Raw genomic sequence first — 18,204 nt, 5'->3', positions numbered from 1 at the left:
ATCAGTCCTTGGTCAGGCGGGTCTCGGTCTGCTCGGCGGATTCCTCGACGGCGTCGGTCGCGTCCGAGCCGCCGGTCTCCGTACCGGTCTCCTCGGCGCCCACCTCTTCGGTGCGCACCTCACGGATGGCCTGGCGCAGCCACGTGGTGACCACGTCCTCGGCGATCTCGAGATCGACCGTGGTGTCATCGAGTTCGACCACGGTGCCGTACAGACCCGACGTGGTGACGACCTGATCGCCGACCTTCAGGTTGTCCTGCATGCCTGCGACCTTCTCGGCTTCCCGCTTCTGACGGCGGACACCGAGGAACATCGGCACGAGCAGGGCTACCAGTAGCAGCGGAAACAGCAGTTCCATCGTCGAAGTCAGTCCCTAGTGTCGTGGGTGGGATGGACAAGTACCCACACAGTCTGCCAGTTCACCGCGCGAGTGCCACACCCGCACACCCGCTGGACAGCTACAACGTTCTCATCGCCCACCGCCTCGCCCGGCGAACGACACTCCGGCGGGCGAGGCGGGGCGCCGACCTCAGGCGGTCCTGCCGTAGGCGTAGTCCTCCAGCGGGAAGCCGACCGCCTCGCGATGCGCGTTGAGCGTGCTGGTGGGCCGCAGCAGGGCCGCCTCGCCGTGCTGGTTGAAGTAATAGCTGCGCGCGGTGGCGCAGTCGCCGCCGTAGAAGACCGAGGAGCCCAGCTTGGCGGTGACCCGGTCCAGGAACGCCGCGTTGGCCTGCTCGGTGACCTCGAAGGTCGTCTCGCCCCGGCGACGCAGCTCGCCGAACAGGCGGCCCATGTGCTTCATCTGCGCTTCGATGGTGGTGAAGTAGGACAGGCCGCTGTAGGAGTACGGGCTGTTGAGGCTGAGGAAGTTGGGGAACTTCGGCACCGTGATGCCCTCGTAGGCCTGGAACCGGTTGTCCCGCCAGAACTTTCCGAGGTTCACCCCGTCGCGGCCGATGATCTCGATGGCCGGGAAGTTCACATCCCACAGGTTGAAGCCGGTGGCCAGGATCAGCGTGTCGATCTCGGTCTTGTGCCCGTCCGCGGTGACGATGCCGTCCGGCTCGATGTGGTCGATCGAGTTCGTCTCCAGCCGCACGTGCGGCTGGTTGAACGTGGTGAAGTAGTGGTTGGAGAAGGTCGGCCGCTTGCAACCGAAGTCGTAGTCCGGGGTCAGCTGCCTGCGGGTTTCCTTGTCCCGCACGGACGCCCGAAGATGCGCCTTCGCCAGCGCGCCCGCGCCCTTGTTCAGCAGCCTGGCCTGCTTGAAGTGCAGCACCCCGACCACCATCAGCGCCTCCAGCAGGCTGGTGTTGACCAGTCGCGCGGCCTTCTGCGTGGCGGGGACCCGCTCGAACAGCTTCCGCACCGGCGCGGGGATCGCGGTATCGATCTTCGGGACCACCCAGATCGGGGTGCGCTGGAACACCGTGAGCGCCCGCGCCTTCTTGGCGACCTCCGGCACCAACTGCACGGCCGTGGCGCCGGTGCCGATGATCGCGGCCCTTCGGCCGGTGAGGTCGAAGCCGTCCTCCCAGGCGGTGGTGTGAATGATCTTGCCTGCGAACGAGTCGATACCGGGGAACGGCGGCGTGTAGGGCTGGGACAGGAATCCGGTCGCCGTCAGCAGATAGCGGCCGGTGACGGTCTGCCCGCCCGCGATCGAGACCACCCAGTGCTGCTGCTCTTCGTCCCAGCGCGCGCCGTCGACGACGGTGCCGAAGCGCATGCGGCGGCGCAGGCCGTACTTGTCGGCGACGTGTTCGGCGTACTTCTTCAGCTCCTCACCCGGCGCGAACAACCGCGACCAGCGCGGATTCGGTTCGAAGGAGTAGGAGTAGGTGACCGAGGCGATGTCGACCGCCAGACCCGGGTAGTGGTTGACGTGCCAGGTGCCACCGAGATCGTCCTCGCGTTCGAGGATGACGTAATTGCTCAGGCCGAGCCGATCGAGCTGAATCCCCGCTCCCATGCCCCCGAACCCCGCACCGACCACGACCGCGTCGTATTGAGGCGCCACACCGAACCTCCTGCTAGCTGAACCACATATCGCTGAACCGCATATCACGGAATGACACATCATTCCGTTTGTGATGACTGTATCATCGGCAAGGTGACGAAGCCATCCACGCGTGCCGAGCGACGGAAAGCCGAACTGCGTCAGGAGATCATCGACACCGCGTTCGTCTGCTTCGCGGAGAAGGGCTATCACGCCACCGGCATCGCCGACATCGCGGGACAGCTGGGCATCGGTCACGGCACCTTCTACCGGTACTTCAGCAACAAGCGCGACATCATCGACCACGTCATCGACGACCTGGCCGCGCGCATCATCGCCGCCCTCGGCACCGAGAACGCCCCGGACGCCGCCGCCTCCCTCGACGAGTACCGCGCCCAGATCGACCGCATCGGCGTGGCCCTCACCGAGATCCTGCTGACCGATCGCCGGGTGGCCCAGCTGCTGCTGTTCCACGCCACCGGCATCGACGACGAACTCACCCAGCGGCTGTACGGGTTGCTCGACACGGCTGACGCGTTGACCGCGGGCTATCTCGACCACGGCGTCGAGCAGGGCTACCTGCGCGCCGACCTGGACACCATGAACACCGCGCGGGCGGTGACCGGCATGTTGATCGCGGGCATCGTCTACTCGCTGCGCGAACCGGACGAGTCTTCGATCGCCGGGCTGACCCAGGCGATCCGCCGCCTGCTCGTGGACGGCGTTCGCAAGGACTGAGCGGCTCGGCAATCCCCCTGACACCGCCACCGGCGCTAGGGTGAGGCGCACTGATCCGACGCTTTCGCCAGGGGGACGGCCCTTGTTCGCAAAAGGCCAGGGAAACACGAAATTTCCCTTCCGATCGGCCCGGCGCGCCACGCCTGACAGAATGTCGCCCGTGACTCCCGAGGACGTGCGCCGCACCCGTTTCGCGACCCCCACGCTCGGGCACCGGGGCTACCACGCGGACGAGGTGGATGCCTTCCTCGAACTCGTCGCCGCGACCCTGGCCGGGGAGGGCGCGCTGGCCGCCGACGATCTACGGCATGTCGGTTTCGGCGCGCCGCGGCTCGGCCAGCGTGGTTACCGCGCCGACCAGGTCGACGAATATCTCGACCAGTTGCGCGTCGAGCTGGAGTTCCGTCAGCGCGGCGTCCGGCCGGTCCCGGCCGCGAACGGCAACGGCCACGCCATCCTCACTCCGGATGACGTGCGGCGCATGCGATTCAGCCAAGCCGCGGTGGGGCGGCGCGGATACAACGAGGAGGAGGTCGGCGCTTTCCTCGACCTGGTCGCCGCGACCCTCGTGCACGGCGGGCCGGGCAGTCTCACCATCGCCGATGTCGAGTCTGTCCGTTTCACCGAGGCCCGCCTCGGCACCCGCGGCTATCAACGCGACGAGGTCGACGCCTTCCTCGACCTGGTCGCCGCCGCCCTGCGTGATCGCCGCTGACCGCGGTCCGTCACCCGGACGGGCGATTCATTCGAAGAGATCGAGCGTGGGGTGTGGCTCGCGACCGCGCACCTCGATGGAGCCGAACACGAGGTCGGGCGGCGGGACGAGACCGAGGTGCTCCCAGGCGGCCGCGGTGGCGACCCGGCCGCGCGGTGTGCGCGCGACCATGCCCGCGCGCACCAGGAACGGTTCGCATACCTCCTCCACGGTCGCGGCCTCTTCTCCGACCGCGACAGCCAAGGTGGACACCCCCACCGGGCCACCGCCGAAACTACGGACGAGGGCGCCGAGGACCGCGCGGTCGAGCCGGTCGAGGCCGAGCGCGTCCACGTCGTAGACCTCGAGCGCGGCGTGGGCGATCGCGCGGGTGATGCGGCCGTCGGCACGCACCTCGGCGTAGTCGCGGACGCGGCGCAGCAGGCGATTGGCAATGCGGGGCGTGCCGCGCGAGCGCCCCGCGATCTCGGCCGCCGCCTCCTCCTCGATCACGACACGGAGGATGTGCGCCGAGCGCTTCAGGATGCGCAGCAGTTCCCCGGGCTCGTAGAAGTCCATGTGCCCGGTGAAACCGAAACGGTCGCGCAGCGGGCCGGTCAGCGCTCCGGACCTGGTGGTGGCGCCCACCAGGGTGAACGGCGCGATATCCAGGGGAATGGAGGTCGCGCCGGGCCCCTTGCCGACCACCACGTCCACCCGGAAGTCCTCCATCGCCAGGTAGAGCATCTCCTCCGCGGGACGCGCCATCCGGTGGATTTCGTCGATGAACAGCACGTCGCCCTCGACCAGGTTGCTGAGCATGGCGGCGAGATCGCCCGCCCGCTCCAGCGCGGGACCCGACGTGATCCGCAGGGCGGTGCCGAGTTCGGCGGCGATGATCATCGCCATGCTGGTCTTGCCCAGACCCGGCGGGCCGGACAGCAGGACGTGGTCCGGTGTGCCGCCGCGCTGTTTGGCTCCGCGCAATACCAGCGCGAGCTGTTCGCGCACCCGGGGCTGGCCGATGAAGTCGTCCAGCGACTGCGGGCGCAGACTCGCCTCGATCTCGCCGTCGGACCTCAGATAGCTTGCGCTGACCTGGGATTCGGTGGGTTCCTCGTGGTGGTCCATGACGCGCCTTACCGGTTCTTGCCGAGCAGGCCGAGCGCGGCCCGCAGGGCGGCGGAGGTATCGACGCCCGGCTGTTCGGCCAGCACCGCATCGATCGCCTGTTCGGCCTGCTTGGCGGCGAAACCGAGGCCGACGAGCGCCTCGGTGACCTGATCACGCACCGGCGTGGCCGCCGCGGGTGTCGAACCGGGCGGGCCGGAGGGCACCGGAACGAGGTTCACCTTGTCCCGCAGTTCCACCACCATGCGTTCGGCGCCGCGCTTGCCGATGCCGGGCACCCTGGTCAGCGCCGCAACGTTGCTCTCGGCCAGCGCTTTGCGCAGCGCCTCGGGCTCGAGAACGGCCAGCACCGCCATGGCGAGGCGAGGTCCGACGCCGGAGACGGTTTGCAGCAGGCCGAACAGGTCGCGCGCCTCGGTGTCGGCGAACCCGTAGAGCGTCATCGAGTCCTCGCGGACGATCATCGCGGTGTAGAGCCGGGTTTCCTCGCCGCGGGTGAGCCCGGCCAGGGTGGACGGGGTGGCGTTGAGCCGGTAGCCGACGCCCGCCGCCTCGATCACCGCGTGGTCGAGGGCGATTTCCAGCACTTCACCGCGTACCGACGCGATCACCCGTGCACCGCCTTCCGTTGTTCGGCCAGCCGTTCGATGTACCGGCGCTGTGCCGCGGCCGCCTTGGCCTCCGCCGCCGCCATCCGCTCCAGCAGCGGCGCCCGCCAACAATGGCAGATCGCCAGCGCCAGCGCATCCGCCGCGTCCGCCGGTTTCGGCGCAGCGGACAGGCCGAGGATCCGGGTGACCATGGCCGTCACCTGCTTCTTGTCCGCGGTGCCGCTGCCGGTGACCGCGGCCTTCACCTCGCTGGGTGTGTGGAACGCGACCGGGATCCCCCGGCGCGCGGCGGCCAGCGCTATCACTCCGCCCGCCTGCGCGGTGCCCATGGCGGTACGGACATTGTGCTGGGCGAAGACGCGTTCGATGGCAACGGCCCCGGGCTTGTGGGTGTCCATCCAGCGTTCGGCGGCGTCTGCGACCGCCAGCAGGCGATGGGCCAGATCCATATCGCCGGGAGTGCGGACCACGTCGACGTCCACGGCGGTGACCTTCCGCCCCGACCCGCCGTCGACGATGCTGAGGCCGCATCGGGTGAGTCCGGGGTCGACGCCCATCACCCGCACGACAACCCCTCTCCCGGACACGAACAACTGTTCGAGAGTCTAGCGGAGGCTTGCTCTTTCGCCGCCCCGCGACACGGGCCCGGCTATCCGCCGACGTCACCGGCTTCCCGCGACACGCCCGGCAGGCCGAGCACCTCCGGACGACTCGCACGCACCGCCCACTGGTGCGCGGGATCGGCGACCAGGCGCCGTGCCCCCAGGTCCAGTAAGCCGCTGACGTTGGTCACCGTCGCTGCGACCACGCCGTCGGCGCGTGTCAGGGTGTGCTCGACCCGATAGGTCTTGCCCGCACCCCACTGCCAAGCGCACGACACGTCGACGGTGTCGCCGCCGCGTAGTTCACGCCGGAAGCGCAGCACGGTCTCCAGATTGACCGGCCCGAGGCCGGAGGCGAGCAGTTCGTCGACCGAGACACCCGCCGCTCGGACGCACGCGAATCGCGCGTGGTCGGCGAATTGGTGATAAGCCGCGCCGGTGACGTGCATTTGCGGGTCCAGGTCGGACACCCGGACTTCGATACGGGTACTGAACGACACACGCCGGACTATGCCAGCGGCCACCGACAAGCCCGGCGCGCCGAGGTGGGATCGCGGCCCGCACCGCAGAGGTCGCCCGGACACCGGCGTCGCACAACGGCGCACCCATGACACCTCGGCAACGGCCGCCACTCGATACCGGTGGCCCACGCCGAGGCCGGGCACCGGCGTCAGGCAGCGGCGCCCTGTCGCTGACATCTCGACAGCGACAGGGCCACTCGGCAGGGGAAACCGGCGTTACACGCGAGTGGGGCGGCCGGCCTCAGGTCCTGGCGACCTGTCTCGCGAACACAGCGTGAGCACGGTCATCGAAGAGAACGAACCGGGCTTCCGACACGGCCGTGGGAGTCGCGCGAACCGTGTCGACCGCGATCCGGGCGCCGTCCTCCAACGGCCACCCGTAGATGCCTGTGGAGATCGCCGGGAACGCGACCGTCCGCACCCCCAGTTCGTCCGCGACGCGCAGAGATTCCCGATAACACGAGGCCAGCGAGGCCGAGCGGTCCTCGGTGGCCGACCACACGGGACCGACCGTGTGGATCACCCAGCGCGCGGGCAGGCGACCGGCCGTGGTCGCGACCGCGGCCCCGGTCGCCAGTCCCGAGCCGTAGCGGGACGCACGCAGCCTGCGGCATTCCGCCAGGATCTCCGGGCCGCCGCGCCGGTGGATCGCGCCGTCGACTCCCCCGCCGCCGAGCAGCGACGAATTCGCCGCGTTCACCACCGCGTCGACCTCCTGTTCGGTGATGTCGCCGCGCACCAGCACCAGTTCGACCATGCTCGCATTCTGCCTCGCGAACCAACGGCGCATCGAGCACACCGAAGGCCCGGTCACCCAGCAGCGCCGAAGCCGATTCACAGCCTGCCTCGAGGAATGGCCGCGACAATGCCGGACGTGCCAGTACTCGCCGCTCCCCCGACTCCGGCGCCACCGCGCTTTCCTCCGGCGAGTCCGGCGCTGAGTCAGCAGCACGCGTTCCACCACGGGATCTCACTGCTGCACGGCTGGCTGCCGCCGACAGTCGAACTGTTCGCCGGGATTGTCCTGCTGGTCGCCGCCGCTCGGCGAACCAGGCGGTGGTGGCTGCTCCGACTGCCGGCATGCGTGGCGGTCGGCGTCGCCGCGGCGGCGGCGGCCGCCTGGTATGTCGCCGACGAGGGGTTGGCCTCCGACCCCGCGCCCACCGAACTGTGGGTGTGGATCGGTGTGGCCGCCGCGGCGGCAGCGGTCGCGATCCTCGGCTGGCCGGGCGCGCGCTGGTGGCGGCGCGGGATCGCGGTCATCGCCATCCCGTTGACGCTGCTGAGCGCCGGGGTGGTGCTCAACCAGTGGGTCGGCTACTACCCCACCGTGCAAGCCGCCTGGGGCGCGGTCACCGCGGGCCCGCTCCCGCAGCAGACCGATCTCTCGGCGCTGGCGGCCCTGCGCAACACCACCGTCGCCGACGGCAGACTGGTCCCGGTGCGAATCCCCGACACCGGCAGCGGATTTCCGCACCGCACCGAATACGTCTACCTGCCACCCGCGTGGTTCGCCGGGCCGACCCCACCCGCACTGCCGGTGGTGATGATGATCGGCGGCGAGTTCAACACCCCGGCGGACTGGATCCGCAGCGGCCGGATCATGCCCGCCCTGGACGGTTTCACGAAGGCGAACGGCGGCCTCGCCCCGATACTCGTCTTCGTCGACGCCAGCGGCAGTTTCAACAACGACACCGAATGTGTGAACGGGCCGCGCGGCAACGCCGCCGCGCATCTGACCGAGGACGTGCCCGCTTACGTCGAAGCGCAATTCGGCGCCTCCGCCGATCCCGCGCGCTGGGCGGTGGTCGGCTGGTCCATGGGCGGCACCTGCGCGGTGGACCTGGCGGTCATGCACCCCGATCTCGTGCGTACGTTCGTCGACATCGCCGGCGATCTCGGGCCGTCTTCGGGCACCAAGGAGCAGACCGTCTCCCGTCTCTTCGGGGGCGACGCCGCCGCGTGGGAGGCGTTCGACCCGCTGACTGTAATGGCCCGGCACGGTCCCTATGACGGCGTGGCCGGTCTCTTCGACGACCTCGTCCCCGGCCAGCGTTCGGGTGCCGCCAACCGGCGCACTCCGGCTCCCGACGACGACAGCGCGGGCCTCGGCGGTCGTGACGAGGTGCCCGACTCCGGCGAAGTCGGCGCCGCCGACAAACTCTGCACCGCCGGGCACGCGGTAGGGATCGACTGCACCGTCTACACCACCGAGGGCGGACACACCTGGCAATTCGCTTCGGCCGCGTTCGCCTCGTCCTTGCCGTGGGTGGCCGCCCGCGTGGGTCTGCCGGTTCCCGCCACCGGCTGAATGCTCGGCGACCGGCTCAGCTCGCCGCCGCGGCCGCTCGCGCACGGAATGTGCGCCGATAGGCCTGCGGTGACACCCCGATCGCCTCGGCCAGGTGCTGGCGCAGCGACGTGCCGGTAGCGAAGCCGACCTCACCCGCGATGCGATCGACGGTCAGGTCGGTGGTCTCGAGCAAATGCCTGGCACGGAACACGCGCTGCTGGATCAACCAGCGGCCCGGGCTCATGCCGACCTCGTCGCGGAAGCGGCGGGCGAAGGTGCGCTTGCTCATCCGGGCCCGGACGGCCAGCTCGTCGACGGTCAGCGGATGACGCAGGTTCTCCAGCGCCCACTGTCTGGCGGCGGCGGTTCCGGCAGAGGTCGTTGGCGGCACCGGCTGCTCGATGTACTGCGCCTGACCGCCGTCCCGCCACGGCGGAACGACGCAGCGCCGCGCAACCGCGTTCGCGACCGCACTGCCATGGTCGCGCCGTACCAGGTGCAGGCACACGTCGAGCCCCGCCGCCGCGCCCGCCGAGGTGAGCACGTCCCCGTCGTCCACGTACAGCACGTCGGGGTCGAGGCGCACGCGCGGGAAGGTACGCCGGAACAGACCGGCCTGATTCCAATGTGTGGTGGCCGGGCGCCCGTCGAGCAGTCCCGCGGCCGCCGCGACGAAGGCGCCGGTACAGATCGCGACGACTCTGGTACCCGGCCGGATCAGCGCGAACGCGTCGCGTACCAGCTGCGGCAGCGTGCCGGTGAGGGTCGTGGTGATGTCGCAGGCGGGCAGGACCACGGTGTCGGCGGTTCGCAAGGCCCGGCCGTCGTGGGCCACCGCGATGTCGAAATCGGCGGCGCTGCGCACCGGACGACCGTCGACCGAACAGGTGACCACCTCGTATCTGCCCGCGGCACTGCCGAACACCCGATTCGGGATGCCGAGTTCGAAGGGGTAGACCCCGTCCAACGCCAGCACTACCACCCGATGGGGTGCGACCGAGTCCGCCATGGCGCGATCATATCGAAGAACGGCAATCGCGCCATTTTCTCCGCCGTCCGGTCCCGGCAAGCTGACAGCCGTGACCGACATCGACAGCACCGCGACCATGCGCGCGGTCAGCCAGCAGACCCTCGGCGGACCCGAGGTGCTCACCGAAATCGAACTCCCCCGACCGGTTCCGGGCCCCGGCCGGATTCTGGTGCGGGTCCGCGCGGCCGGACTCAACCCGACCGATTGGCGCCACCGCGCCACCCCGGGGCTATTTCTGCCGGAGCCACCGTTCGTCCTGGGCTGGGATGTCTCCGGCGAGGTCGCGGCCACCGGTATCGGCGTCACCCTGTTCCGCCCCGGCGACGAGGTATTCGGCATGCTCCCGTATCCGCACGGCCACGGCTCCTGCGCCGAATACGTCGCGGGCCCGACCCGCGCCTTCGCTCGCAAACCGGCAGCCCTCGACCACACGCAGGCGGCGGCCATTCCACTCGCCGCGCTCACCGCCTGGCAGGCGCTGGTCGACACCGCTCACCTGGCAGCGGGGCAACGTGTGCTGATCCACGCGGCCGCGGGCGGCGTCGGACACTTCGCGGTGCAGATCGCCAAGGCGCGCGGAGCACACGTCATCGGCACGGCCAGCGCACCCAATCACGCGTTCCTGCGCGGGATCGGCGCCGACGAGATGATCGACTACCGCGATACCGATGTCGCCGGTGCCGTTCGCGGCGTCGACGTGGTGCTGGACTCGATCGATGATGACAACAGCATCCGGTCGCTGCGCACCCTGCGCCCCGGCGGATTGCTGGTGACGCTGCGGTCCTTCGGCGCGGTCGACCTCGCGAGCGAGGCGGAGGCGCTGGGCGTCCGCGCGATCAGGATGTTGGTGGAACACGATCACGCCGGCATGCTCGCCCTCGCCGGGCTCGCCGGGTCCGGCGCCCTTCGCCCGACGATCGCCGGGTCGTTCCCCCTCTCGAACGCGGCAGAAGCGCACGCGTTGGGCGATACGGGGCGAACCGTCGGCAAATTGGTACTGACCGTGCCCTGAATGTGCCACGATCAGGCCGTTCCCGCTTCTACCATCCGAGGATGAGCATTGGTGCAAAAGCTGTCCTCGAAGGCGGGCCGCAAGATCTGCCCGCGCGCATCGTCCCGATCACCCCGCCCGGAGTGGAGTTGAAGGTGCCGTTCCGCGGCGGATACGAGCACTTCAAGGTCACCCAGCGGGAGCAGGACACCCCCGAAGGGCGACTGCGCGTGTACGAATGGTGCGAGCGCACCAAGATCGCGGAGTAATTCCGGCTCTCCTCCCCGGCGACGGTGACGTCGGCACCCGGCGCACCGCCGGGGAGATCACCGGGCATTCCGCGATCAGCCGCCCGCATCTGCGTTCTCCGTGCGCCATCGACCGCTGCCGACGCTCACACAGTGGCGAGCCGGCTTCCAGCCACCATCTGGACGCACCCGGGATGTACCGGACGCCGGCTCGCACCGTGCTGGTGACCAGGGGCGCGGCACATGACGTCAGCGAACTCGGAGAGATCGCCCGGGTGTCGCACATCGACCGCGACGGGGCGGACCGGCCGGACATGCTTCGGGACGGCCGTCAGTAGACCGGCCGCCCCGATTTCGCGCAGCGTTACCCGTGGTAGCTCGATTCAGTCGTCGAGCTGAGCGAGCACCTCGTCCGAGATGTCGACGTTGGTATAGACGTTCTGCACGTCGTCGCTGTCCTCGAGGGCGTCCACGAGCTTGATCACCTTGCGCGCGCCGTCGGCGTCCACCGCGACCGACACCGAGGGTTGGAAACCGGACTCGGCGGAGTCGTAGTCGATACCGGCGCCCTGCAGCGCGGTGCGCACCGCGATCAGATCGCTGGGCTCGCTGATGATCTCGAACGACTCACCGAGGTCGTTGACTTCCTCGGCGCCTGCGTCCAGCACCGCCATCAACACGTCGTCCTCGGACAGGCCGTTCTTCTCCAGGGTGACGACGCCCTTGCGATGGAAGAGGTAGGCCACCGAGCCCGGGTCGGCCATGTTGCCGCCGTTGCGCGTCATCGCGACCCGGACCTCGCCCGCCGCCCGGTTGCGGTTGTCGGTGAGGCACTCGATCAGCACGGCGACGCCGTTGGGTCCGTAGCCCTCGTACATGATCGTCTGCCAGTCCGCGCCGCCGGCTTCCTCGCCGCCGCCGCGCTTGCGGGCGCGCTCGATGTTGTCGTTGGGGACCGACGACTTCTTCGCCTTCTGGATGGCGTCGAACAGCGTCGGGTTGCCATCCGGGTCACCGCCACCGGTACGGGCCGCCACCTCGATGTTCTTGATCAACTTCGCGAACAGCTTGCCGCGCTTCGCGTCGATCGCAGCCTTCTTGTGCTTGGTGGTGGCCCATTTGGAGTGGCCGCTCATTCCCTACTTCCTTCAGGTCGATGGCACGTTCGGTCGTGTGTACGGTACCGGCACGGCCGGGCGGACAGCTTCCCCAGCCTACTCGGGCGTCCACTACGGCCCTGCAAACCGGCCCCGGCTTCGCACCCACTCGTCTTCGCGGGCTCCCTCCGAGCGCGCCCGTCAAGCCGAGCGGACCATCTCCACGAACATCCGGTGCACCCGCAGATCGCCGGTCACCTCGGGATGGAACGAGGTCGCCAGGACATTCCCCTGCCGCACCGCGACGATCCGGCCTGCGGCGGGACCGTCCGGCACGGTGGCCAAGACCTCGACGCCCTCGCCTGCCCGCTCGACCCAGGGCGCTCGGATGAACACCGCTCGCACGGGGCCACCGGGCAGGCCCGCGAACGGCAGATCGGTTTCGAACGAGTCGACCTGACGGCCGAACGCGTTGCGCCGCACCGTCATATCGATGCCGGACAGATGCTCGGCGTCCGGGCGGGTGTCGAGCACCTCCGAGGCGAGCAGGATCATGCCCGCGCAGGAACCGAACGCGGGCAGGCCGTCGCGCAGCCGCGCGCGCAGCGGCTCCAGCAATTCGAAGGCCGCCAGCAGCTTGCTGATCGCGGTCGACTCGCCACCGGGCAGCACGAGCGCGTCCACCGCCGCGAGCTCCGACCCGCGCCGGACCAGCACGGGCTCGGCGCCGCAGCCGGCGAGCGCGGCGACGTGCTCCCGGACGTCGCCTTGCAACGCGAGCACACCGATGACGGGACGGGATGGCGTCTGTCCGGTATCGGCGGTGGGGGCGGTGACCGAGGTAGCGTTCACGCCGGAAAGCTTACGAGCCGTGCCGATGTGGGCGCGCTCACGGTCGGCTGCCACACGCACATCGCCGCAACCGCTCGGATCACTCTTCGCGCAGCGTGCGGATGAGGCCTTCCTGAACCACGGCCGCGACCAGCGTGCCCTCCCGGGTGAAGATCTTGCCGCCGGTCAGGCCCCGGCCGAAAGCCGCCGACGGCGAGGACTGGTCGTAGAGCAGCCATTCGTCGGCCCGGAACGGGCGCAGGAACCACATCGCGTGATCGAGCGAGGCGTTCTGGGTCGGCTCGTCGGGATGGACGACCTTCGAAGAACCCAGCAGCGTCATATCGCTCATGTAGGCGAGGGTGCACACGTGCACCAGCGGATCGTCGGGTAGCAGGTGCCGGTAGCGGAACCACACCTGCTGCTGGGAGACCACGCCGTCGCGGCGGGACACGCTCTCCGGCGGGACCATGCGAATGTCCCAGTGTTCCCACTCGCGCATCGCCCACAATCGTTCCGGACTCATCGTGGTGCTCGCGTCGGGCAGATCCTCCGGCATCGGAACGCCGGGCATGACGTCCTGATGCTCGGGCCCCTGGTCACCGACATGGAACGACGCCGACATGGTGAAGATCGCCGCGCCGTCCTGGATGCCGGTCACCCGCCGCGTGCAGAACGACCGGCCGTCCCGGATGCGCTCGACCTGGTAGACCGTCGGTTCCTGCGGATTGCCCGGACGCAGGAAGTAGCCGTGCAGCGAGTGCACTTGGAATCGCGGTTCCACCGTCCGGACCGCGGACACGAGCGCCTGGCCGGCAACCTGGCCGCCGAACGTGCGCGGAAGCTGGGTCTTGGTGGACGCGCCACGGAAGATGTCCCGCTCCAGCCGCTCTATCTCCAGCGCCTCTTCGATTGTCGCCATGCGCAGAGATTATCCCGGCCGCTCACGATGTCGCCGCTCGGCCGCCGGTGAACGTCCGGCAACGCCCACGCCTCCTCCGGCCGTCGGGATTTGCTGAGATGGACGGGTGCCCCGCTTTCTGCCCATCACTCCGGACGGACTCGTCGCGCAGGTGATCGAACCCGTCCTGACCGCGGCCTCGCACACCGTGATCGCGGTCGACGGCGCGGACGCCGCCCAGCCGGTGGCGCTCGCCCGGCGGATCGTCGAGGCGCTACGCGAGGCGGGCCGGTCGGCCGACGTGGTCTCCCTGCACGACTACGTACGTCCCGCTTCACTGCGCATGGAGCTCGGTCGCACCGACGAGATGTCCTATCGCACAGCGTGGTTCGACTACGCCGCGCTGCGCCGGGAAGTGATCGACGCGCTCCGCGGGCACAGCCGGTGGCTGCCCTCGCTCTGGGACGAAGCCGCCGACCGCTCCGCGCGCGCCGCAATCCGCACGGCGCCGCCCGCGACGACGATCGTCCTCGCGGGTCCGATGCTCGCCGGACGCCACCTCGACGCCGACCTGAGCCTCCGGCTGGACCTGTCCGAACCCGCGCTCCGCCGCCGCACCGCGGCCGATGCGCAGTGGACCATCCCCGCTCTGCTGCGCCACGACGCCGAGAACCCCTACACGCCGACCTTCTTCGTGCGGTGGGATCATCCCGAGCGTCCGGCGCTTCGAGTCGACGAGCACCGGGCGAACTAGCGTTCGTCTCCGCCGATCTCGGACTGCCGGCGAGCGTTCGGATCACTCATAATCAGATGCGCATAACCAGGTATCCATATGGGTCTCCCCTCAGCGGTGCGCACTTCGGTGCGCTGGTCCACTTCCTCCGACATCACTGTCGGCGCGCTCGGCCCGATCGTCACGACAACCGGACGCGATCCCGTCGCGTGGCCGGACTTGCCCAACGCTGCCCGCTCACACCAACCGGTGGCCGCCGTCCACGTGCAGGACGGTGCCGGTGATGAAGGGATTGCGCATCACGCCGAGCATCGCCTGCGCGATATCGGACGGACGGCCGATGCGCCCGACCGGCAGGCGCGCGGCGAGCTGCCGGTGACGTTCGGTCTTCGCGGGCCCCGCGATGGTGTCCCAGATCGGGGTGTCGACCCATCCGGGTGAGACCACGTTGACGCGGACCGGGCCGAGCTCGAGGGCCAGGGCGTAGGCCAGCGAGGCGAGGGCGCCGTTGACGGCCGCCACCATGGCGCCGCCCGGTGCGGGCCGGTCGGCGGCGACGCCGGAGGTGAAGGTCACCGATCCGCCGGGGACCACCCGCGCGTGCTTGGCCAGCAGAGTGGGGCCGATCAGTTTGGACGAGAGCAGATTCCAGGCCAGGTCGGGGTCGAACCCGGCCAGTGGCTGATAGGCGCCGGTGACGTCGGCCGCGGTGGTGACGACATGATCGACCGGCTCCAGCTCGGCGAACAAACGCTCGAGGTCGGCTTCGCGGGTGATGTCCGCGACGGCCGAGCGCACCGTGCCCGGCCCCGCGGGCAGGGCGCGCTCGGCCGCGGCGAGTCGTTCGGCGCAACGGCCCGCGATGGTCACCTCCGTGCCTTCGGCGATCAGCGCGGCCGCCAGCGCCAGTCCCATGCCGGAGCTGCCGCCCACGACGACGACACGTTCGGGTTTTGTGTTGCTTGCTGTCATGGCTTCACCCGACCATCGCGACGGCCGGGTGTCCATGTCGCGCTGCCGAATACGCCTTAGCCGGGAACTAACACCGCGGGCCGCGGGCCGATTCGGGGCGGCGCACAGCACCGTCCGTGCGCGCGAGGGCGGCTCCGGCCGTCACGGGGTGCAGGCCGGGGATTGCTGGTTCAGGTTGGCCAGCGCCTGGCAAGCCCACGTCTTCTGCACCTTCCACTTGCCGCCGTCCAGGACGAACGGCACGTCGACCTGGCTCTCCTGCCCGTTGATGGTGAACTTGGCCTGTGCGCTCACGCTGTCACCGAAAGCGGTGACTCCGGTGACCACGGCCGTGGCGTTCGCCTGCCGGAACGCTTCGGCCAAGCGGTTGGGCAGGCCGGGGTCGGCTTCGATGCCCTGAACGGAGTCGAGCTTCTCCTCGTTCGGCACCGCGGGGTCGAGGGCCTTCTGCAACAGGGCGTTGAGCTCGTCGACGGTGGGCGCGGGGGGTATGGTCGCGGTCGCCGACGCGCCGGCCGTGGCGCGGGTCGACGTGGGTGAGTCGCTCGAGTCGTCACTGCCGCAGGCAGCGAGGCCGAGGGCGGCCACGAGGGCCAAGCCCGCTACTGCGGTGCGTCCGGTCTTGGGAAGCTTCAACTGTTCGTCCTTTGCGTTCGGATCGTTCCGACGGTGAGAGGGCGCGAGATGGCCGGGACGGCCATCGAATGGCGAAGCTACTGAGCGTGATTGTGAGAACCATGTGGCGACTTTCTGGTCGCCGTAAGAGTTGAACCTAGCACCGGAAGCGGTCCGCGCGGTCTATTCCTCCGACGATTCGCCCTCGAGGGCGGCGATCAGCGCCGCGACGGCCGGATCGCGCGCCGCCGCGCGCCAGGCGACCGCGTAGGTCACCACCAGGGGCGCGCCGCGCAGCGACCGCCAGGCCAGACCGGGCACTCCGTTCGCGCGGGAGGAGCTGAGCCCGATCACGTCGGTCCGCGCTGGCAGCACCGCGAGCATCTGCGCGTGCCCCATCGCGCTCTCGCTCAGCCGCACCCCGGCGCCGTGATCGGCGAGTGCGCGCAACAGCGCATCGTGCAGGCCGACCGCGGCTTCGCGCGCGAACAAGATCAGCTCCTGACCGCTGAGGTCGGCCGGGTCGAGCAGTGCCGCGTCGGCGAGCGGATGCCGCTGCGACATCAGCACGCCCAGCTCCTCGTGGGCCACTGCTCGTTGCGCGAAGCGTTCGGGCAGGTCGACCGGCGTGCGGACGAGCGCGAGGTCGACCTCGTCGTCATCGAGGAAGCGCACCTGATCGGCGGTGGTCCCGCCGGTGAGCACCATCCTGGCGCCGGGCACCGCCGCGGTGAGCAGGCGCTCGATGCGCATGGGCAGCCGAGGCGGGACACCGTTGAGCAGCCCGAGGCGCAACACCGGGGCATCCGATACGGCAGCGCGCCTGGTCTGCCTGACCGCTTCGTCCATCGCGCGCAGCACGGTCTTGCCGGAGCGCAGCAGCACCGCGCCCGCGGGTGTCAGCTCCACCCGCGGCTCACGGATCAGCAGTGGGCCGCCCAGCTCCCGCTCCAGCACCTTGATCTGCTGGCTGAGCGTGGGCGTCGAGATGAACAATCGCTCCGCGGCCCGGCGGAAGTGCAACTCCTCCGCCAGGACCACGAAGTACCGCAGCTGCCGCAACTCCACGCGGCAGACGCTACCGGCCCGGCATCACCAGCCGCGCTCGGCCAAGCGGTGCGGCTGGGCGATGTCCTCGACGTTGATGCCGACCATGGCCTCACCGAGACCGCGCGACACCTTGGCCAGCACGTCCGGGTCGTCGTAGAAGGTGGTGGCTTTGACGATGGCGGCGGCACGCTGGGCCGGGTTGCCGGATTTGAAGATGCCCGAACCCACGAACACACCCTCGGCGCCGAGCTGCATCATCATCGCGGCGTCGGCGGGGGTGGCGATGCCGCCCGCGGTGAACAGCACGACCGGCAGCTTCCCGGTCTCGGCGATCTCACGGACCAGCTCGTAGGGCGCCTGCAGCTCCTTGGCCGCGACGAACAACTCGTCCTCGGGCAGCGACGACAGGCGGCGGATCTCCTGCCGGATCTTCCGCATGTGCGTGGTCGCGTTGGACACGTCACCGGTGCCCGCCTCGCCCTTGGAACGAATCATGGCCGCGCCCTCGGTGATTCGGCGCAGAGCCTCGCCGAGGTTGGTGGCGCCACAGACGAACGGCACGGTGAAGTTCCACTTGTCGATGTGGTTGGCATAGTCGGCCGGGGTGAGCACCTCGGACTCATCGATGTAGTCGACGCCGAGGCTCTGCAGGATCTGTGCCTCCACGAAGTGGCCGATACGGGCCTTCGCCATGACCGGAATGGAGACCGCGGAAATGATGCCGTCGATCATGTCCGGGTCGCTCATCCGGGACACACCGCCCTGGGCACGAATGTCCGCGGGCACTCGCTCCAGCGCCATCACCGCGACCGCGCCTGCGTCCTCGGCGATCTTGGCCTGCTCCGGCGTGACGACATCCATGATCACCCCGCCCTTGAGCATCTCGGCCATGCCGCGCTTCACGCGGGCGGTGCCGACGGTCTGGGTGGTCTCGGGGGTGGTCACGGCTAATTCCTCCAGCATGTGCGCCAATCGGTCGCTCGGATGCGAACGCCACGATTCTAAGCCGGTGGCAAAAGGCCACTTGATAGCCAGTTGGAGGGCACTGGCCTGGTGTGATCTCGGTTATGCGCCCTGGGCCGGGAGGGCTCGGCGAGCGCGCCATCCCGGCTGCCCGGCCGTTGCCGAGCGCTGGCTCACAGCGGGC

General features: G+C 69.7%; 22 protein-coding genes. 7 read left to right on the top strand and 15 right to left on the bottom strand.

Features of this window, described 5'->3' with window-relative positions; all coding sequences use genetic code 11:
• Position 1: 1 nt before the first annotated feature.
• Positions 2 to 358, bottom strand: coding sequence for a preprotein translocase subunit YajC (gene yajC, locus ACZ6DL_RS04205; RefSeq protein WP_357032504.1), 357 nt, complete (start codon positions 356 to 358; stop codon positions 2 to 4).
• Between the two features lie 171 nt (positions 359 to 529).
• Positions 530 to 2,020, bottom strand: coding sequence for a flavin-containing monooxygenase (locus ACZ6DL_RS04200; RefSeq protein WP_466048880.1), 1,491 nt, complete (start codon positions 2,018 to 2,020; stop codon positions 530 to 532).
• Positions 2,021 to 2,071: 51 nt separating this feature from the next.
• Between ACZ6DL_RS04200 and ACZ6DL_RS04195 the strand changes: the two genes are divergently transcribed.
• Both ACZ6DL_RS04195 and ACZ6DL_RS04190 read left to right on the top strand, forming a co-directional pair.
• Positions 2,072 to 2,737 (top strand): TetR/AcrR family transcriptional regulator, encoded by a 666-nt coding sequence (locus ACZ6DL_RS04195; RefSeq protein ID WP_466048878.1) that lies wholly within the window; start codon positions 2,072 to 2,074, stop codon positions 2,735 to 2,737.
• Positions 2,738 to 2,888: 151 nt separating this feature from the next.
• Positions 2,889 to 3,452 carry a DivIVA domain-containing protein gene (locus tag ACZ6DL_RS04190; RefSeq protein ID WP_466048877.1) on the top strand — a complete coding sequence of 188 codons (564 nt, stop codon included), beginning with the start codon at positions 2,889 to 2,891 and terminating at the stop codon, positions 3,450 to 3,452.
• A 27-nt stretch (positions 3,453 to 3,479) separates the two neighbouring features.
• Here the strand turns inward: ACZ6DL_RS04190 and ruvB are convergent, their stop codons facing one another.
• The 5 genes from ruvB to ACZ6DL_RS04165 all read right to left on the bottom strand — a co-directional run bounded on the left by ruvB (position 3,480) and on the right by ACZ6DL_RS04165 (position 7,053).
• Positions 3,480 to 4,562, bottom strand: a complete 1,083-nt coding sequence (gene ruvB, locus ACZ6DL_RS04185; RefSeq protein WP_466048875.1) for a Holliday junction branch migration DNA helicase RuvB — start codon at positions 4,560 to 4,562, stop codon at positions 3,480 to 3,482.
• Between the two features lie 8 nt (positions 4,563 to 4,570).
• Complete coding sequence (gene ruvA, locus ACZ6DL_RS04180; RefSeq protein ID WP_357032513.1) at positions 4,571 to 5,173, bottom strand: Holliday junction branch migration protein RuvA; 603 nt, start codon at positions 5,171 to 5,173, stop codon at positions 4,571 to 4,573.
• Positions 5,170 to 5,739 (bottom strand): crossover junction endodeoxyribonuclease RuvC, encoded by a 570-nt coding sequence (gene ruvC, locus ACZ6DL_RS04175; protein ID WP_466048874.1) that lies wholly within the window; start codon positions 5,737 to 5,739, stop codon positions 5,170 to 5,172. Before ruvC ends, ruvA begins: the two co-directional genes overlap by 4 nt.
• Before the next feature lie 83 nt (positions 5,740 to 5,822).
• Positions 5,823 to 6,275: an acyl-CoA thioesterase gene (locus tag ACZ6DL_RS04170; protein ID WP_466048873.1), complete on the bottom strand. Its 453-nt coding sequence runs from the start codon at positions 6,273 to 6,275 to the stop codon at positions 5,823 to 5,825.
• Positions 6,276 to 6,537: 262 nt separating this feature from the next.
• Complete coding sequence (locus tag ACZ6DL_RS04165) at positions 6,538 to 7,053, bottom strand: O-acetyl-ADP-ribose deacetylase (RefSeq protein WP_466048871.1); 516 nt, start codon at positions 7,051 to 7,053, stop codon at positions 6,538 to 6,540.
• Positions 7,054 to 7,170: 117 nt separating this feature from the next.
• Here ACZ6DL_RS04165 and ACZ6DL_RS04160 point away from each other — a divergent pair, with 117 nt between their 5' ends.
• Positions 7,171 to 8,607 (top strand): alpha/beta hydrolase, encoded by a 1,437-nt coding sequence (locus ACZ6DL_RS04160; RefSeq protein ID WP_466048870.1) that lies wholly within the window; start codon positions 7,171 to 7,173, stop codon positions 8,605 to 8,607.
• A gap of 16 nt (positions 8,608 to 8,623) precedes the next feature.
• On the opposite strand, the gene ACZ6DL_RS04155 is transcribed toward ACZ6DL_RS04160, so the two are convergent.
• Positions 8,624 to 9,598 (bottom strand): GlxA family transcriptional regulator, encoded by a 975-nt coding sequence (locus ACZ6DL_RS04155; protein ID WP_466048868.1) that lies wholly within the window; start codon positions 9,596 to 9,598, stop codon positions 8,624 to 8,626.
• 70 nt (positions 9,599 to 9,668) lie between these two features.
• Between ACZ6DL_RS04155 and ACZ6DL_RS04150 the strand changes: the two genes are divergently transcribed.
• The 3 genes from ACZ6DL_RS04150 to ACZ6DL_RS04140 all read left to right on the top strand — a co-directional run bounded on the left by ACZ6DL_RS04150 (position 9,669) and on the right by ACZ6DL_RS04140 (position 11,196).
• A complete protein-coding gene (locus tag ACZ6DL_RS04150; protein ID WP_466048866.1) occupies positions 9,669 to 10,631 on the top strand; it encodes an NADP-dependent oxidoreductase in 963 nt (320 codons plus the stop codon).
• A 41-nt stretch (positions 10,632 to 10,672) separates the two neighbouring features.
• On the top strand, positions 10,673 to 10,879 hold the full coding sequence (locus ACZ6DL_RS04145; RefSeq protein ID WP_040867713.1) for a DUF5988 family protein: 207 nt from the start codon (positions 10,673 to 10,675) through the stop codon (positions 10,877 to 10,879).
• Positions 10,880 to 11,052: 173 nt separating this feature from the next.
• Positions 11,053 to 11,196, top strand: a complete 144-nt coding sequence (locus tag ACZ6DL_RS04140; protein ID WP_466048864.1) for a hypothetical protein — start codon at positions 11,053 to 11,055, stop codon at positions 11,194 to 11,196.
• A 45-nt stretch (positions 11,197 to 11,241) separates the two neighbouring features.
• Here the strand turns inward: ACZ6DL_RS04140 and ACZ6DL_RS04135 are convergent, their stop codons facing one another.
• From ACZ6DL_RS04135 to ACZ6DL_RS04125, 3 genes are all read right to left on the bottom strand, one after another.
• Entirely contained in the window at positions 11,242 to 11,994 is a 753-nt protein-coding gene (locus ACZ6DL_RS04135) for a YebC/PmpR family DNA-binding transcriptional regulator (RefSeq protein ID WP_357032526.1), read from the bottom strand.
• A gap of 162 nt (positions 11,995 to 12,156) precedes the next feature.
• Complete coding sequence (gene pdxT, locus ACZ6DL_RS04130; RefSeq protein WP_466048863.1) at positions 12,157 to 12,807, bottom strand: pyridoxal 5'-phosphate synthase glutaminase subunit PdxT; 651 nt, start codon at positions 12,805 to 12,807, stop codon at positions 12,157 to 12,159.
• A 79-nt stretch (positions 12,808 to 12,886) separates the two neighbouring features.
• Positions 12,887 to 13,708 (bottom strand): acyl-CoA thioesterase, encoded by an 822-nt coding sequence (locus tag ACZ6DL_RS04125; protein ID WP_466048861.1) that lies wholly within the window; start codon positions 13,706 to 13,708, stop codon positions 12,887 to 12,889.
• 106 nt (positions 13,709 to 13,814) lie between these two features.
• Between ACZ6DL_RS04125 and ACZ6DL_RS04120 the strand changes: the two genes are divergently transcribed.
• Positions 13,815 to 14,441, top strand: coding sequence for a nucleoside/nucleotide kinase family protein (locus ACZ6DL_RS04120; protein WP_466048860.1), 627 nt, complete (start codon positions 13,815 to 13,817; stop codon positions 14,439 to 14,441).
• Between the two features lie 216 nt (positions 14,442 to 14,657).
• Here the strand turns inward: ACZ6DL_RS04120 and ACZ6DL_RS04115 are convergent, their stop codons facing one another.
• The 4 genes from ACZ6DL_RS04115 to pdxS form a co-directional block, all read right to left on the bottom strand.
• A complete protein-coding gene (locus ACZ6DL_RS04115; RefSeq protein ID WP_466048859.1) occupies positions 14,658 to 15,392 on the bottom strand; it encodes an SDR family oxidoreductase in 735 nt (244 codons plus the stop codon).
• 141 nt (positions 15,393 to 15,533) lie between these two features.
• Positions 15,534 to 16,028: a WKL family lipoprotein gene (locus ACZ6DL_RS04110; RefSeq protein ID WP_063050099.1), complete on the bottom strand. Its 495-nt coding sequence runs from the start codon at positions 16,026 to 16,028 to the stop codon at positions 15,534 to 15,536.
• 162 nt (positions 16,029 to 16,190) lie between these two features.
• Complete coding sequence (locus ACZ6DL_RS04105) at positions 16,191 to 17,075, bottom strand: LysR family transcriptional regulator (protein WP_466048857.1); 885 nt, start codon at positions 17,073 to 17,075, stop codon at positions 16,191 to 16,193.
• A gap of 24 nt (positions 17,076 to 17,099) precedes the next feature.
• Complete coding sequence (gene pdxS / locus ACZ6DL_RS04100) at positions 17,100 to 18,020, bottom strand: pyridoxal 5'-phosphate synthase lyase subunit PdxS (RefSeq protein ID WP_357032546.1); 921 nt, start codon at positions 18,018 to 18,020, stop codon at positions 17,100 to 17,102.
• Positions 18,021 to 18,204 lie beyond the last annotated feature (184 nt).

It is taken from the genome of Nocardia sp. NPDC041819 (assembly GCF_055590505.1).
This window is presented reverse-complemented; position numbering and strand designations above follow the sequence as displayed.